1 pseudogene is annotated in these 230 nt (G+C 45.7%); it reads left to right on the top strand.

The window, feature by feature from the left end:
- Positions 1-230, top strand: a pseudogene (locus KVT11_RS20820) (dihydrolipoyl dehydrogenase); the annotation flags it as partial.

Genomic DNA, 230 nt, shown 5'->3' with positions numbered 1-230 from the left:
TCCCTTCTAAAGCGCTAATAGCAGAAGCAGAGCGATTCAAACTCCGCACACAATGGGGTGGTTTTCAAGATGGCGGCCCTTTCAATGAAGCTCAAGCGTTCAAAAAAGCTGTTGTGGAAAAACAAGCTGGAGGTGTCCAATTTTTGTTAAAGACAGCGGGAGTTACCATTTTGGTAGGCGATGCAAGCTTGTTCGATCAGCATACAGCGGTGTTTCAACATGCCGAAAAA

Origin of the sequence: Bacillus sp. GbtcB10, assembly GCF_019091365.1 — a bacterium.
In the GTDB taxonomy this organism is placed as follows: Bacteria; Bacillota; Bacilli; order Bacillales; family Bacillaceae; genus Bacillus; species Bacillus altitudinis.
The sequence above is the reverse complement of the archived record's forward strand: the minus strand, read 5'-3'. Positions and strand labels throughout refer to the sequence as shown.